This is a genomic window from Streptomyces cyaneofuscatus (assembly GCF_000718135.1).
GTDB classification, from domain to species: domain Bacteria; phylum Actinomycetota; class Actinomycetes; order Streptomycetales; family Streptomycetaceae; genus Streptomyces; species Streptomyces cyaneofuscatus.
Map to the genome: position 1 here is coordinate 157,614 of NZ_JOEM01000007.1, position 13,513 is coordinate 171,126.

Annotated in this window: 15 protein-coding genes; 9 read left to right on the forward strand and 6 right to left on the reverse strand. The window is 72.5% G+C overall.

The features are described 5' to 3' along the window. The first annotated feature begins 28 nt into the window (after positions 1–28). Positions 29–517 (forward strand): hypothetical protein, encoded by a 489-nt coding sequence (locus IF17_RS0113245; protein ID WP_030565377.1) that lies wholly within the window; start codon positions 29–31, stop codon positions 515–517. 73 nt (positions 518–590) lie between these two features. Then, positions 591–818, forward strand: coding sequence for a hypothetical protein (locus IF17_RS0113250; RefSeq protein ID WP_015606445.1), 228 nt, complete (start codon positions 591–593; stop codon positions 816–818). Positions 819–859: 41 nt separating this feature from the next. Here the strand turns inward: IF17_RS0113250 and IF17_RS0113255 are convergent, their stop codons facing one another. Further along, on the reverse strand, positions 860–1,954 hold the full coding sequence (locus tag IF17_RS0113255) for an enoyl-CoA hydratase/isomerase family protein (protein WP_030565380.1): 1,095 nt from the start codon (positions 1,952–1,954) through the stop codon (positions 860–862). Positions 1,955–2,230: 276 nt separating this feature from the next. Between IF17_RS0113255 and IF17_RS0113260 the strand changes: the two genes are divergently transcribed. Continuing rightward, positions 2,231–4,384: a SpoIIE family protein phosphatase gene (locus tag IF17_RS0113260; protein ID WP_030565382.1), complete on the forward strand. Its 2,154-nt coding sequence runs from the start codon at positions 2,231–2,233 to the stop codon at positions 4,382–4,384. An 85-nt stretch (positions 4,385–4,469) separates the two neighbouring features. Here the strand turns inward: IF17_RS0113260 and IF17_RS0113265 are convergent, their stop codons facing one another. From IF17_RS0113265 to IF17_RS0113280, 4 genes are all read right to left on the reverse strand, one after another. Then, positions 4,470–5,018, reverse strand: coding sequence for an LAETG motif-containing sortase-dependent surface protein (locus tag IF17_RS0113265; protein WP_425315164.1), 549 nt, complete (start codon positions 5,016–5,018; stop codon positions 4,470–4,472). Between the two features lie 120 nt (positions 5,019–5,138). Next, positions 5,139–5,627 carry a GNAT family N-acetyltransferase gene (locus tag IF17_RS0113270; protein ID WP_030565385.1) on the reverse strand — a complete coding sequence of 163 codons (489 nt, stop codon included), beginning with the start codon at positions 5,625–5,627 and terminating at the stop codon, positions 5,139–5,141. A 40-nt stretch (positions 5,628–5,667) separates the two neighbouring features. Next, complete coding sequence (locus IF17_RS0113275; protein WP_030565387.1) at positions 5,668–6,741, reverse strand: DUF6397 family protein; 1,074 nt, start codon at positions 6,739–6,741, stop codon at positions 5,668–5,670. 128 nt (positions 6,742–6,869) lie between these two features. Beyond that, positions 6,870–7,283: a roadblock/LC7 domain-containing protein gene (locus tag IF17_RS0113280; RefSeq protein WP_030565389.1), complete on the reverse strand. Its 414-nt coding sequence runs from the start codon at positions 7,281–7,283 to the stop codon at positions 6,870–6,872. 140 nt (positions 7,284–7,423) lie between these two features. On the opposite strand from IF17_RS0113280, the gene IF17_RS0113285 reads away from it, so the two are divergent. After that, entirely contained in the window at positions 7,424–7,852 is a 429-nt protein-coding gene (locus IF17_RS0113285) for a PPOX class F420-dependent oxidoreductase (protein ID WP_030565392.1), read from the forward strand. A gap of 25 nt (positions 7,853–7,877) precedes the next feature. Here IF17_RS0113285 and IF17_RS0113290 read toward each other — a convergent pair whose 3' ends face one another. Then, positions 7,878–8,498, reverse strand: coding sequence for a GTP-binding protein (locus tag IF17_RS0113290; protein WP_030565394.1), 621 nt, complete (start codon positions 8,496–8,498; stop codon positions 7,878–7,880). 255 nt (positions 8,499–8,753) lie between these two features. Here IF17_RS0113290 and IF17_RS0113295 point away from each other — a divergent pair, with 255 nt between their 5' ends. From IF17_RS0113295 to IF17_RS0113315, 5 genes are all read left to right on the forward strand, one after another. Beyond that, complete coding sequence (locus IF17_RS0113295) at positions 8,754–9,119, forward strand: ArsR/SmtB family transcription factor (protein ID WP_018512826.1); 366 nt, start codon at positions 8,754–8,756, stop codon at positions 9,117–9,119. Next, on the forward strand, positions 9,112–11,769 hold the full coding sequence (gene mgtA, locus IF17_RS0113300; protein ID WP_425315167.1) for a magnesium-translocating P-type ATPase: 2,658 nt from the start codon (positions 9,112–9,114) through the stop codon (positions 11,767–11,769). Before IF17_RS0113295 ends, mgtA begins: the two co-directional genes overlap by 8 nt. Positions 11,770–11,860: 91 nt before the next feature. Next, a complete protein-coding gene (tatA, locus tag IF17_RS0113305; RefSeq protein ID WP_018512828.1) occupies positions 11,861–12,025 on the forward strand; it encodes a Sec-independent protein translocase subunit TatA in 165 nt (54 codons plus the stop codon). A gap of 226 nt (positions 12,026–12,251) precedes the next feature. Beyond that, positions 12,252–12,827 carry a TerD family protein gene (locus IF17_RS0113310; protein WP_018512829.1) on the forward strand — a complete coding sequence of 192 codons (576 nt, stop codon included), beginning with the start codon at positions 12,252–12,254 and terminating at the stop codon, positions 12,825–12,827. A 41-nt stretch (positions 12,828–12,868) separates the two neighbouring features. Beyond that, the gene (locus tag IF17_RS0113315; protein ID WP_030565399.1) at positions 12,869–13,468 is read left to right on the forward strand and encodes a class I SAM-dependent methyltransferase; all 600 of its coding nucleotides are present in this window, start codon (positions 12,869–12,871) and stop codon (positions 13,466–13,468) included. The last annotated feature ends 45 nt before the right edge of the window (positions 13,469–13,513 follow it).

Below are 13,513 nucleotides of genomic sequence, written 5' to 3' on the forward strand. Positions count from 1 at the left end.
TCCGGGCTCAGGGCACGTAGGGGGACGTATGGGCAGCGAGGAAGGGGCCGGCTTCGAGCCCGCGACCGGGGATGGGCCGCCGCCCACCGAGGCCGCCGAGGTGCGCGCCGCCTCGGTGCGGACCGCCTTCGAGGGGCTGCTGCAGATCCGCCGGCTGACCGGTGTCGGACGGGTCGGCCCTGCGGAGGCCGCTCCGGCGCCGTGGGAGCTTCACCGGCCGGTACGGGCCGTCGCGTTGGCCCTGGAGAGTTCCGGAGCCACTCCGTCCGCCGTCGACGCTTCGGGGCACCCGGTGTCGGCCGGGTACCGGGTGCGTACGGGCGAGCAGGCCGGGTCGGTGCGGGTCGACTGGGCCGGGCCGCCGGGCAGCGGCGCCGCGCACCACGAGGAGGAGGCGCTGGCCGAATGCGCCGAGGTGCTGCGACGGCTCGGCTGGACCGTGCTGCTCTACCGGGGCCCTCGCAGGCGGCGGTATCTGGAGGTTGAGCCACCGGCGGGAGTTGCCGGGGTGCGGTAGCGGCTCGGAGGGGCGTTGTCAGACCCGTGCGAGATGCTTGACGGTCCGACACCTTCGACCAGGAGACGCTGAGATGGACAAAGACGAGCTCGCCGCGGCGCAGGCGTATGTCCGCCTGCTGGAGGCCACCCGGGCCGCGCTCTCGGACCCGGAAGACGCGCCCCTGTACCTGCCGTTGCTCACCTCACCGATGCGGGAGGCCGACCGCGCCCTGCGCGGCGCCGGGCTGACGGGGAACGAGGACCGGCTGTTCGCTCTGGTGCGGGAGTTGCAGCCGAGCCTGTCCGGCAGCGACAGGTAGCCGGGCCCCCGGCAGGGGGAACACCGGCCGGGGGCCCGGTCTCAGCTCGTACCGCCGACGGGGGCGGCAGGAGCGTCGGGGGCGAGACCGAGCTCCTGCTCATCCGGTCCGAGGGGGGCGAAGAAGCGGGCGACCGCACTGTCGTCCACCTCGGCGAGGGTGGCCGGTTTCCACTGCGGGCTGCCGTCCTTGTCGATGATCCGGGCGCGTACGCCCTCCACGAAGTCCGGTTCCTCTCGGATCCGGCCGGAGACGCGGAACTCCTGGTCGAGAACGGCTTCCAGGCTGCCGAGCCGGGCGGCCCTCCGTACGGCGGCGAGCGTGACCTTGAGCGCCAGGGGCGACCTTCCCGCGAGTTCCGCCGCCGCGTCGGCCGCCGCGGGGGCGGAGCACGCCCGGAGCCGGCGGACGATCTCCTCGACGGTGTCCGCGGCGTAGCAGGCGTCGATCCAGTCGCGCTGCGCGGCGAGTTCACCGGCGGGTGGCTCCTCGGCGAACCCCTGCACGGTCCGTGCCACCTCGTCGGCACTCCCCGCCCCGGCCAGCGCCCCGGTGAGCTCGGGCAGCCGCCGCGTGGGTACGTGGTGGTCGGCGAGGCCGCAGAGCAGGGCGTCGGCCGCCCCGACGGAACGCCCGGTGAGCGCCAGGTGGGTGCCCAGCTCGCCCGGGGCAGCGGCCAGCAGGTGGGTGCCGCCGACATCGGGCACGAACCCGATTCCGGTCTCGGGCATCGCCGCACGTGTGCGCTCCGTGACGATCCGGAGCGAGCCGTGGGCCGAGACCCCGATCCCCCCGCCCATCACGATGCCGTCCATCAGCGCGACGTACGGCTTGGGAAACCGGGCGATGCGGGCGTTCAGGCGGTACTCGTCGCGCCAGAAGTCCAGCGACGCACGGCCTCCCGCCCGGGTGTCGTCGTGGAGCGCCCGGATGTCACCGCCCGCGCACAGCCCTCGGTCGCCCGCTCCCGTCAGAACGACCGAGGTGACCGCCTCGTCCTGCTCGGCACCGGCGAGCGCCTCGTCGAGGAGCCGCACCATGGTGTGGGTGAGGGCGTTGATGGCGCGGGGCCGGTTGAGGGTGATGTGGAGGGAGCGCCCTCGGGTCTCCAGCAGGACGGGCCGGTCGTCGATCATGTGTGCACTCCGCTCACTGGACACGGTGGAGACCTGGTGGGGCCGTCCGTCGCGGGCGGACGGCCCGTTCCCGCCCATTCTGCGACCCCGCGGGCCGCCCTTCGGAGCGGGGGTCGGGCCAGGGGTCCGGCACGGGGTGCGGGCCTGGGGTCCGGGCCTGGGGGCGGGAGAAACTTCGGTGGTGCTCCGCTGTGGCACTCCGGTGCGAGCGGCTCGACAATTGAGGCCTACGGGGCGCGTCGCCGCGCGCCCCGCCGGACGACCTCCGGAGCATGCATGACCGACCACGAACGGCGGCAGGACACCGAAGCCGCTCCGCTCCGCCGGATCGACCGGAGGACCAACGGTGAGATCGGGCCGACGGAACGCCTCGCCATGAACCGGACCGGCAGCTTCGACTGGGATCTCGACGCGCGGACTCTGGACATCGACGACGCGGGGCTCGCGGTCTTCGGCGTGGACCCGGCGACGTTCGACTCACGGCCCGGTGCGCTGGTGGAGCGGCTGGAGCCCGCGGAACGGGCCCGGCTGGACGTCACGATCGACGAGGCCATCACGGGCGGCAGCAACTCCTACAACGTCCACTTCCGGGTTCCGCTCGACGACGGGACGACCCAGTGGACCCATGTCCAGGCCCGCATCCTGCGGTCGAAGGACGGGAAGGCCCACCGGATCGTGGGGGTCGTCCGCGACGCGACGGCGGAAGTCACCCATTCGGCCTTCGTCCTCGATCTGGAAAAGCGCCGGCAGCGTCAGACCAACATCGTCGAGCGCACGACCAGCGCGATGTCACGCGCGGTGACCGTGGACGATGTGACGGCCGCGCTCACCGGTCCGGGCGGACTGGCGAGGCTGGGGGCGGATGGGCTGGCCCTGGGGCTGGTGGAGAACTCCGCGCTGAACATCGTGGCGCTGAGCGGCGAGTCGCTGGAGGCGCTCGACGGGCTCGGCTCGGGCGACCTGGAGCGCAACCTTCCGCTGGCCGACGCCATCCGCAGCGGGCGGCCCCGGTTCATCACGTCCCTGGCGGCACTGGCCCGGCGCTATCCGGTGCTGGAGCCGCATCTGGGCAGGCTCCGGTTCCGGGCCGCGGCCTATCTGCCCCTGGTCGCCCAGGCCAGGTCGCTCGGCGGACTCGCTTTGTTCTACCGGGAGCGCACCGTCTTCAACGCCGACGAGCGGATCCTGTGCCTGGGTCTCGCGGCCATCGTGGCGCAGTCGCTCCAGCGGGCGATGCTCTTCGACGAGGAGCGGGAGTTCGCCACCCAGCTCCAGTCCGCGATGCTCCCTCCCCGCATACAGGACATCGAGGGCGGCGAGATCGCGGTGCGCTACCACGCCGCGTGGAGCGGACGGCAGGTCGGCGGCGACTGGTACGACGTGATCGCCCTGCCCAAGAACCGTTACGGGCTCGTCGTCGGTGATGTGCAGGGGCACGACACCCATGCCGCCGCGATCATGGGCCAGTTGCGCATCGCCCTGCGTGCATACGCCGCCGAGGGGCACCCGCCGGCGACCGTGCTGGCCCGGGCCTCGCGCTTCCTCTCCGAGTTGGACACCGACCGCTTCGCGACCTGCACCTACGCGCAGGTCGACCTGGCTACGGGGGCGGCTCGGGTGGTCCGGGCCGGGCACCTCGGGCCGCTGATCCGGCACACGGACGGGCGGGTCGGCAGTCCGCAGGTGCGCGGTGGTCTGCCGCTGGGCATCTCCACGGACTTCCAGGACGAGGAGTACCCGGAGACCCGGCTCGATCTGGTGCCCGGGGAGACGTTCGTGCTGTACACGGACGGTCTGGTGGAGGAGCCGGGCGCCGATCTGGACGCGGGGGTGGACGCGCTGCGCAACGAGGTGAGCGCGGGGCCCGCCGGGGCCGAGGCGCTGGCCGACCATCTCTCGGACCGGCTCTGGGAGCGGTGGGGGTCGGGGGACGACGTGGCGCTCCTGGTCCTGCGGCGCAGCCCCGATGTGGGGTCCTCGCACGCGCCCCGGCTGCACCAGTACATCCATCAGGCGGACCCGGAGGGGCTGTCGGACGCCCGTGCCATCGTGCGCCAGGCGCTCGCCGACTGGGACATGGCCGAGTTCGCCGACGACGCCGAACTGGTCACGGGTGAGCTGCTGGTGAACGTTCTGCTGCACACGGAGGGCGGGGCGGTCCTGACCCTGGAGGTGCTGCCCGAGCCGGTGCGGCGGATCCGGCTCTCGGTGCAGGACCGGTCGAGCGCCTGGCCCCGGCGGCGTACCCCGGGCGAGACCTCGACGTCGGGCCGGGGACTGCTCCTGCTCGACGCGGTCGCCACCCGCTGGGGGATCGAACCCCGCGGCGAGGGCAAGGCCGTCTGGTGCGAGATCGGTCCCGCTCCCCCTCCGGCCACCGCCCCTCCCCCGGGCGCGGTGGAGCGGGTCCCGCCCGCCGGGCGGCGCTGACCGGGCAGCGATGAGGGGCGTGCACCTCGCGCGACCCGGCGGCCGCTCACCGCCTCATGCGGGAGCGCCGCCGGGCACACGGGCGTCAGGCCTGGGTGGTACGCCGCTTACGGACGGCCCACAGGATCCCGCCACCGGCGAGCAGCACCGCGAGGGCGGCGCCACCGATGACCGGCGTGGCGGACGACGAACCGGTCTCGGCCAGCGGCGGCGTGCTCCCGCTCGGGACGGGCACGGCCGGCGCGGACTCCGAGGGCTCGCCGCTGGGGGTGTCGCTCGGCTCGGGCGTCTCGGCGCCCGGGGTCTCCGACGGCGCCGGCTCGGTCTGGGTCGGCTCCGTGGGAGTCGGCTCGCTGGGGGTCGGCTCGGTCGGCGTGGGCTCGGCCGGCGGCGGCGTGGGGGTCTCCCCCTCGCACACGTCGGCCGTCTTCTCATCCTCGTACGAGTAGTTGCCGCCCTTGCTGCCGTCCTTGACCACCAGTCGCACGGTCAGCTTCTCGGAGTGCTCGGGAAGCGTGAGCTTCGTGCTCAACTCCTTGCCGACCGTCTCGGTGGGCAGGAGGTCCATGCCGTCCACCGTGACGGTCACCGTGTTGGGGACGTCCGGCGTGTAGTAGGTGAGGTGAACGGTCACCCCGGAGCAGGTCACATCCCAGGTGGGGGTGTGAGCCGCGGCCGGAACGGCGGAATCGACATCAGGCCACCGTCCGCCGACGACGGACCGGCCGGTGGCCGAAGCGGCGACCCGGCGGTGTCAGAGGGCCTTGTGCATGATGTGCAGGCCCACATAGCCCTCGGCCGGGTGGTTGAACCCCTCGGGAAGGGTGCCGATCACCTCGAAGCCGAGGGACTCGTACAGCTTGACCGCGCGGGTGTTCGTCTCGACCACCGCGTTGAACTGCATCGCCCGGAAACCCGACGTGCGGGCCCACTCGACCGAGTACGTGCACAGGGCACGCCCCACTCCCTTGCCGGAGTGGGCGGGGTCGACCATGTACGTGGCACTGGCCACGTGGGAGCCGTTACCCATGTGGTTCCGGTTCATCTTCGCGGTGCCGAGGACCGCTCCCGCCTCGTCGACGGCGACGACCACGCGGTTGGGAGCGGCGACGTACCACCACCCCTGCGCGTCCTCCTTTCCGAGGTCCGGCGGGTAGGTGAGGGTCTCGCCCGCGGCGATGATTTCGTGGAAGAACGGCCAGATGGCGGGCCAGTCCTCGGTGGTTGCTTCCCTGATCAACATGCGGACATGATGCAGGACTCGAACGCCCGTCCGCGAACGGCTATCCGTCGCTCCGCCGGCGCCATCCCAGCCGGGCCAGCAGCCGTTTTCCGCCAGGCTCCCGCAGACCGGAGTGCGTTTCCCCGGCAGGAGGCGACAGGGGCGGCGCCGTCTCCGCGACGGGCGGGGCCTGTGGTGGAGCCACGCGGGAGGTAGGTTCCGGGGCCGGTGTCATCCGGGTCCCGGGGTCGTCGCCCGGATGTGGAGCCGGCCGTTCCTCGCGGGCCAGGTCCAGACCGAGCGTCAGGTTGATCCGCCGCCAGAGGATCTCGTCGGGATCGTCCGCCAGCATCAGCTCTCCCATGGTCTCCCTGGCCGCCACGGACCCCGGCCGCCCGAAGACGGGCTCCGGCCTGACCCGGGCCAGATAGGCGCGCTCGTACGGGTCCTCCACCACCTCCGCCAGATGCGCGGAGTCCAGTGCGGACGCCTCCACCGCCGCCCGCGCCCAGGGGTCGGCGGTGCGCTTCAGCAGTCGGTCGATGCGCTGACCGCGCCAGTTCCGCGCCCGCCGGTCGCCGCCCGCCTCCAGCATCGTGCGCATCTTGAGGGGCGTACGGCCGGCGAGCAGCTCGGGTTCCCGCACGGCGAACGAGGCGAGCTCGTCCGCGAGATAGAGCCACACCACCGCGCGGTAGCGGTTCAGGTAGAACGTGACCGGCGAGACGCAGCCCGCCCGGGCCAGCCGGGTGAACCGGGCGGGGGCGATGCCGAGCAGCGCGGCACCCTCCGCGGTGCCGACGGTGCGGACGCGCTCGGCCAGCCCGTCGGGAAACCCGGGGTCTTCGCGCAGCCGCGCGATCTCCCGCTCGTGCACCCGCGGCCGTCCGCCACCGGAACCGGCGGTGACGGCGATCAGCCCCAGGTGCACGGCCAGCTCGAATTCACTGCGCTTGAGCCCCAGTTCCTGCGCCGCACGGCCGGCGGCCACCGTGGCCGGTGTGGCCGGCGTGTCCGCCGATGTGCCGGGCGGGGTGCCGGGCGGGGTGTGCTCGCCCTCGCCCAGGCTTTCGTCGCCGCCCCGGACTTCGTACGCGCTCCCGGTCCGCGCGCGGACCGCTTCCTTGACCGTCATGGCCGTCCTCCCCGTGAGCTCGAATACTCTCCGTGATCACGGTAGCCCGGCGGGGTCACTTCCGGTCCAGCCTGTGGATAACTCTCCTCGGCCGGAGAAAAGGCCAGGTCAGAGCAGGCCGGAAGGGGTCAGAGAGGTTTTGCGTCCTCCGGGCCGCTCTGGCGGACGGATACGCCGAGGTGCTCACCGACCCGGTTGACGAGCAGGGTCATCTCGTAGGCCACCTGCCCGACATCGGCTTCTGCGGCGGTCAGCACACACAGGCAGCTGCCGTCGCCCGCGGCGGTCACGAAGAGCAACGCCTCGTCGAACTCGACCATGGTCTGGCGGGCCCGCCCCGCCCGGAAGTGCCGCCCCGAACCGCGCGCCAGGCTGTGCAGACCGGACGAGACCGCGGCCAGGTGCTCGGCGTCCTCGCGGGCCAGTCCCGTACTGGCCCCGGTGACCAGGCCGTCGTTCGACAGCACCAAGGCGTGCCGTATGTACTGCACCCTGCTGGTGAGATCGTCAAGGAGCCAGTCAAGTCCCCGGTCAAGCGCCATCTGCTCGTCCTCCCCGTGCCTTCGTGCCCCGTGCCCCGCTACGCGCGTAAGCCTTGCGCACCGCCTCCGTCCGGGCAAGCGCCCCCTGTCTCCCGGGGCGCCGCTTCGCGCCACGCGAGCAGCGGGCCCAGGATGGGTCCATGGCACATCACATGACCGATGAAGAGTGGCGGGCCTTCCTTTCCGAGGGCACCCGCACCGCGAAGGTTTCGACCGTGCGGGCCGACGGCAGTCCGCACATCGCGCCCGTCTGGTTTCTGCTCGACGGCGACTCTCTGGTCTTCAACACCGGCAGGAAGAGTGTGAAAGGCCGCAACCTGGAGCGCGACGCACGGGTCTCCCTGTGTGTCGACGACGAACGGCCGCCGTACGCGTTCGCCGTGGTGCAGGGGCATGCGGAGCTGAGCGAGGACCCCGGGGAACTGCTGCGGTGGGCGACACGGATCGCCGAGCGCTACGTGGGACCGGAGGCCGCCCAGGAGTTCGGCCGGCGCAACGGTGTGGCCGGTGAGCTGGTGGTGCGTGTGCGGATCGACAAGGTGATCGCCCTGGCCGGCCTGGCCGACTGAACGGCCGCTCGCCGACGGCGAGCGGTCAGCCGACGGCGTCGAGGAGCCGGGCGGTGTGCACCCGCCCGGCGTATTCGACCGTACGGATCAGGACGTCTTTCCCGGAGTCCCGGTCGCGCGCGTCGCACAGCACGACGGGGGTGCCCCGGTCCAGGTCGAGGGCGTGCGACACGTCGTGCGCCGCGTAGGTGCGCGCCCCGGGGAAGCAGTTGACGGCGACGACGAACGGTATGCGTCGGCGCTCGAAGTAGTCGACGGCCGCGAAGCAGTCCTCCAGACGCCGGGTGTCGGCGAGGACGACCGCCGCCAGCGCGCCTTCGGACAGCTCGTCCCAGAGGAACCAGAAGCGGTCCTGCCCCGGTGTGCCGAACAGGTACAGAGACAGGCCGGCGTGGATGGTAATACGGCCGAAATCCATCGCTACGGTCGAGGCGGTCTTCCGCGCCACCCCATCGGTGTCATCCACGCCGCGCCCGGCCGCGCTGAGCGGTTCCTCGGTCCGCAGCGGCCGGATGTCGCTGACGGCGCCGACCAGGGTCGTCTTCCCGGCTCCGAATCCACCCGCCACCAGGATCTTCAGAGCCATCGCGTCGTCCCCATGGGCGCCGTGCGTGCTGTGCGCGTTTCCGACGTGCTCAAAGGACATCGATCACTTCTCCTGCGAGAGATTCTCCTGGGATGAGCCGCACACTCCGGCGAAGCCCGGTCCGGTCGTTCGGACATCGCCTCCGATCGTTCGGGCCTCGCCGTCGGGACAGCATGGCAACCGTCTGTACGGTCCGAGAGGGTTGATCGTTCTTGATCGATGCGGACCTCGCCTGCCCACTCCTGCCGCATCTCGTCGCTGTACGGCGCGGCCTCTACACTGGTTTCTTTCGGTCGCGGCAGGGAGAGAGCAAGCGTGTCGACAGGTACCGGCGGCGGTTTCCAGGATCCGCCCGCCGAGGTGCTCGCCGAGGCCGCCGCCGCGTTCGGGCTCCTGGCGACACCGGCGAGGCTGCACATCGTGTGGGCACTGGCCCAGGGCGAGAGCGATGTGACAGGCCTCGCCGAGCGGGTGGGCGGCACCCTCCCCTCGGTCAGCCAGCACCTGACCAAGCTCAAGCTGGCCGGTCTCGTGCGTTCGCGGCGTGAGGGCCGCCGGCAGGTCTACCTGGTCGACGACCCCGACGTGGTGACGGTCGTCCGGCTCATGGTCGGCCAGCTCGCCGAGCGCGCCGGCCACCCGGCCCAGGAGCCCGTCCGCCTGCGTGAGCTCGGTGCCTGAGAGCAGCGCAGCCGCGGGATCCGGCCGGACCATCCCCGGCACACCGGCCCCGGTGACACCGTTCCCGGCCGTCGGCACGTCCGTGCCGGGGTCCGTGGGAACGTCCCTCCAAATACTGCGCTCGCTGGACAGCGGACCGCGCGGCCTGGTGGAGGCGCATGCCGAGGAGCGGCTCGCCCGGTTCGGCGAGAACGTGCTGCCCGCCTGGCGGCCGGTTCCCTGGCCCCGGCGTTTCGTCCGCAGTCTCCGGGACCCCTTCACCTCCGTACTCCTCTGCCTGGGGCTGGTCTCCGCCGTCGTCTCCGCCTGGGGCACGGCCTGCGTGATCCTGGCCCTGGTCGCGGTCAGCTGCCTGCTGCGCTCGACCGAGGAGCACCGGGCCGACCGTTCGACGGCGGCGCTCAGGGAGCTGGTGGCCACCACGGCGACCGTCGTACGCCGGACCTCGGCGGACGCGCCGTCCCGGGAGCGGGAAGTTCCGGTGGCCGACCTCGTGCCCGGCGATGTGATCCGGCTGGGGCCGGGCGATCTCGTACCGGCGGATGTGCGAGTGCTGCGGGCCGGCGGGCTCACGGTGCATCAGTCGGCCCTGACCGGGGAGTCGGCGCCGGTGGCGAAACATCCCCTCGACGCACCGGACCCCGCGCTCGCCGGGGCCGGGCCGTTCGCGCAGCCGCAGCTGTGTTTCCAGGGCAGCAGCGTGACGTCCGGCAGCGGTACGGCGGTGATCACGGCCACCGGAGGGGCGACCCGGTTCGCCGCCGCGCACGACGGCCGGGCCCGGCAGCGGGGTGCCAGCGCCTTCGACCGGTCGGTGCAGGGCATCTCGTGGACGCTGATCCGGTTCATGCTGCTGACCCCGCCGCTGGTGCTGATGGCCAATGCGGCGCTGCGGGGCCGGGGGCTGGAGACGCTGCCGTTCGCCGTCGCCGTGGCGGTGGGGCTCACGCCCGAGATGCTGCCCGTCATCGTCACGACGGCGCTCGCGCGGGGTGCGGCCCGGCTCGCCCGTACCAGCGGAGTCATCGTCAAACGGCTGCCCGCCCTGCACGACCTGGGCGCCGTCGATGTGCTGTGCCTGGACAAGACGGGAACGCTGACCGAGGACCGGCCCGTCGTCGAGGCGGCGGTCGACGGTTCGGACCTGCCCGATCCCGGTGTTCTGCGGTGGGCGGCGCTCAGTGCGCTGTGGACGCTCCAGCTGGCGGAGCTGCCGGCGCCGGACGCCCTGGACGAGGCGGTGCTGGACGCTGCGGAGCATCCGGAGGATTCGGCGTACGAGGGGGTGGCCGCGCTGCCCTTCGATCCGGTGCGGCGGGTGGCGACCGCGGTGCTCCGGCGGCCGGGCCGGCTCGGCGTCCACACGCTGGTGACGAAGGGGGCCGTGGAGGCGGTTCTCGAACGGTGCGCGCTGGACGGGGAAGAGCGGGAGCGGCTGCTCGCCCTCGCCGCCCGGAAGGCGGAGTCGGGGCTGCGCCTGCTGGCCGTGGCCCGTGCCGACCGGCCCGCCCGGCACGGTGGGTACACCCCGGCGGACGAGCGCGGTCTGACCTTTGTGGGCCTGGTCGCGCTGCGGGACGTGCCCGCACCGAGCGCCGCCGACGCCCTGGACGTGCTCGCCCGGCGGGGCGTGACCGTGAAGGTGCTGACCGGCGACCACCCGGGTACGGCGGCCCGCGTCTGCGAGGACCTGGGCCTGCGCACGGACCCGGCGGGCGGGTGCGGCGAGGTGGTGACGGCCGAGCTGGTGGACACCCTGTCGGACGCCGAGCTGGCGCGGGTCGCGGACCGGGCGACCGTGTTCGCGCGCTGCACCCCTGAGCACAAGGCCCGGATCGTCTCGGCTCTGCGGGCCGCCGGGCACACCATCGGGTTCCTCGGTGACGGTGTCAACGATCTGCCCGCCCTGCACGCGGCCGATGTCGGCATCTGTCCGCGCAACGCGGTCGATGTGGCGCGCGAGGCGGCCGACGTCGTGCTGGCGGAGAAGGATCTCACCGCGATCGACCGGGCGGTGCTGGCGGGGCGGCACAGCAGCGGGAACATCGCCACCTATCTGCGCATCACCCTCTCCTCCAACCTGGGCAACGTCATCGCCATGCTGACGGCCGGGCTGATGCTGCCCTTCCTCCCCATGCTTCCGGCACAGGTGCTGGTGCAGAACCTCTGCTTCGACGCCGCGCAGCTCGCCTTCGCGTTCGACCGCCCGGGCGCGTCCGCCCTGCGCCGGCCCGCGGTCCTGCGCTCACGTGACTTCCTGCGCTTCATCACCGGCTTCGGACTGCTCAACGCCGCCGCCGACCTCGCCACCTTCGGGGTGCTGGCCCTCGCGCTCCACAACGCGGCCGGGACCGACGGCGAGGCGGCCTTCCACGCCGGGTGGTTCACCGAGAACCTGCTGACCCAGGCCCTCGTCATGGTCCTGCTCCGGACCGGTCGCAGCGCCGCCGAACGGCGGGCCGGAGGCCCTCTGCGGGCGGCGGCGGGCGGACTCGCGGTGGTCGGCGTCCTGCTTCCCCTGACCCCGCTGGGACCCCTGCTGGGGATGAGTGCCCTGCCGCTTCTCTACTACCTGCTGCTCGGCTCGGTGCTGGGGCTGTACGCGGTGGGGCTCACGGCGGCACGGAGGCGTTACGAGCGGCGCCGCTGAGGGGGTGGCCGTCCGGTCCTCGATCGACAGTTGTACAGTTGCGCAATGCGGCAACTGTTGTCGCGCGGACGGAGAGAAGGGCGGGACCAGAATGTTGCGCAACGGCCTGGAGCCCTGGCACCTGTTGATCCTGGCCGTCGTGGTGATCGTGCTCTTCGGCTCGAAGAAGCTGCCCGACACCGCCCGCGCCCTGGGGAAGTCGGTACGCATCCTCAAGAGCGAGGCGAAAGCCATGAAGGACGACGAAGCCCGCTGACCCCGCCTCGGGGCCCGGGCCCGGCGCCCCGGACCGGGTGCTCGGCGGCGGATCGTTTCACGGCCGCGCCTCATTTCAGGGCTTGCGCAATCCGGGAACCTTGAAGGCCGCGTGGGGCGTTCGTACCAGTAGCGGCCATATGTAGTGACAACGAAGCAGCACGGATCGCAGGATCAAGGGATCGACCGATCAGACGTGCGGACCGACGGAACACTGGAGGACATTCATGGGTGTGAGCCTGGCGAAGGGCGGCAACGTCTCCCTGTCGAAGGAGGCCCCCGGCCTGACGGCCGTGACGGTAGGCCTTGGCTGGGACGTACGGACCACGACGGGGGCCGATCACGACCTGGATGCCAGTGCGCTGCTGTGCTCGGCCGCGGGCAAGGTCCTCTCCGACGCCCACTTCGTCTTCTACAACAACCTCAACAGCCCCGACGGTTCCGTCCGCCACACCGGTGACAACCTGACGGGCGAGGGCGAGGGGGACGACGAGTCGGTCGAGGTCGACCTGGCCTCGGTCCCCGCCGAGATCGCGAAGATCGTGTTCCCGGTCTCCATCCATGACGCCCAGAGCCGGGGCCAGAGCTTCGGCCAGGTGCGTAACGCGTTCATCCGCGTGGTGAACCGGGCCAACGGGGTCGAGCTGGCCCGCTACGACCTGAGCGAGGACGCCTCCACCGAGACCGCCATGGTCTTCGGTGAGCTGTACCGGCACGGCGCGGAGTGGAAGTTCCGCGCCGTCGGCCAGGGGTACGCCTCCGGGCTCGCCGGCATCGCGTCCGACTACGGCGTCAACGTCTGAGCAGCGTTCCGTCCGGGCGCCGACTGCGCGATCATGTCCGCATGGCCGATGACCACACCCATGTCCTGGACTTCTTCACCCCACGCGCAGCCGGCTGGGACAACCGGTTCCCCGACGACGGCCCGGCCTATGCCGCCGCGGCCGCTCTGCTCGGGCTGCGGGCGGGGGACGCCGTGCTCGACGCGGGCTGCGGTACCGGCCGGGCACTCCCCGCCCTGCGTGCGGTGGTCGGTCCGCGTGGCACCGTGCTGGGCGCCGACCTGACGCCCGCCATGCTGGAGGCGGCCGTGCGGGCGGGGCGAGCGGAGAGCGGCACGCTGATCCGGGCCGATGTCGCGCGGCTGCCGCTGGGTGACGGGGTGTTGGACGCGGTGTTCGGGGCCGGGCTGATCTCGCATCTGGCCCGCCCCGAGGCCGATACGGCGGAGCTGGCGCGGGTGGTGCGGCCCGGCGGAGTGCTGGCCCTGTTCCACCCGATCGGCCGTGCCGCCCTCGCCGCGCGGCACGGGCGCTCCCTCACCGATGGCGATCTGCGGGCCGAGCCCAGGCTGCGGGCTCTGCTGGCCGGTTCGGGGTGGCGGCTGGACTCCTACACCGACGAGGACGACCGCTTCCTCGCTCTCGCCGTACGTCAACCCTGACGGACCACGACCACGGCCCCGGGCCCGTTGCCGTACGCAAGCTCC